Source organism: Methylobacterium sp. WL116 (genome assembly GCF_008039455.1).
Taxonomy (GTDB): Bacteria; Pseudomonadota; Alphaproteobacteria; order Rhizobiales; family Beijerinckiaceae; genus Methylobacterium.
Genome location: NZ_VRUV01000876.1, coordinates 1 through 1190 on the forward strand (window position 1 = coordinate 1; position 1190 = coordinate 1190).

The 1190-nt window shown below is 72.4% G+C and carries 2 protein-coding genes; both read right to left on the minus strand.

The window, feature by feature from the left end:
* The coding region (locus FV223_RS28105; RefSeq protein WP_187276285.1) for a CinA family protein at window positions 1–180 on the minus strand (180 nt) is incomplete at its 3' end.
* A 67-nt stretch (window positions 181–247) separates the two neighbouring features.
* On the minus strand, window positions 248–1190 hold a 943-nt coding region (ispF, locus tag FV223_RS28110), incomplete at its 5' end, for a 2-C-methyl-D-erythritol 2,4-cyclodiphosphate synthase (RefSeq protein WP_147729938.1).

Here is a 1190-nt window from a genome sequence, read left to right on the forward strand (position 1 = left end):
GGCCTCGTTCGAGTAGGTGACGAAGCCGCGCTCGACCACCGCCGACGAGCCGGGCACCGCCGTCAGCAACCCGGCGACGAGCCCTCCGGTGCAGGATTCGGCCGTCGCGATCCGGGTGCCGGCCTCGGCGTAGGCCCCGACCAGGGCGGTGGCGCGGGCGAGGAGGGCGTCGTCGAACATCGCGCGAATCCCTTTTTCGTTCGAAGCGGCCTTCGGATGATGCAGCGGACGCGCGTCCGCCCAACCGTCAGCCCTGGCGCATGGCCGTCTCGGCCTGGGCGTCCACCGGGCTCGTCTCCACCTCCTCCGGCAGGCGGATGGTCGCGGCGGCCTGGGCCGCGAGGCCTTCCGCGCGGCCGACGAAGCCGAGCTTCTCCGTGGTCGTCGCCTTGATCGACACCGCGGTCAGCGGCACGGCGCAGATCTCGGCGATGCGGGCGCGGATCGTCTCGCGGTGGGCGCCGATACGGGGCGCTTCCGCCAGCACCGTGATGTCGAGATGGTCGATGCGACCGCCGCGGTCGCGCACCAGCTTGCAGGCATGGGCCAGGAACCGGTCCGACGACGCCCCGCGCCACTGCTCGTCCGAGGGCGGGAAATGGGTGCCGATATCGCCGTCGGCGATGGCGCCGAGCAGCGCGTCGGTGAGGGCGTGCAGCGCGACGTCGCCGTCCGAATGGGCGAGCACCCCGCGGTCGGCCGGGATCTTCACCCCGCCGAGCCAGACATGGTCGCCGTCGGTGAAGGCGTGCACGTCGAATCCGGTGCCGAGGCGGGTCACGTAGGTCGTCATGGCGATGTCCTTCGCACTGTCCTTCGCCGTCTCCTCGCCTGAGCCGGAAAAGGCCCGGTCGGCCTCGATCAGGTCGGAGGGTTGGGTGATCTTGCGGTTCTTCGGGTCGCCGGCGAACACCACCACGGCGAGGCCAGCCCATTCGGCGAGGGCGCCGTCGTCGGTGAAGCCGTGCAGGCCCTCGGCGGCGGCGGCGCGGTGCGCGTCGCGCAAGGTCCCGAAGACGAAGGCCTGCGGCGTCTGCACCGCGCGCAGGTGCTCGCGGGCCGGCGTCTCGCGCACGCGGCCGATGCCGCCCTGCTCGTCCACGAGCTTGATCGTGTCGGCCCCGGCACGACGGAAACCCCCAGGCATGTCCGAACCCGGATCGAGCGTCGCCGTCGTCGTCGTGGCGGCC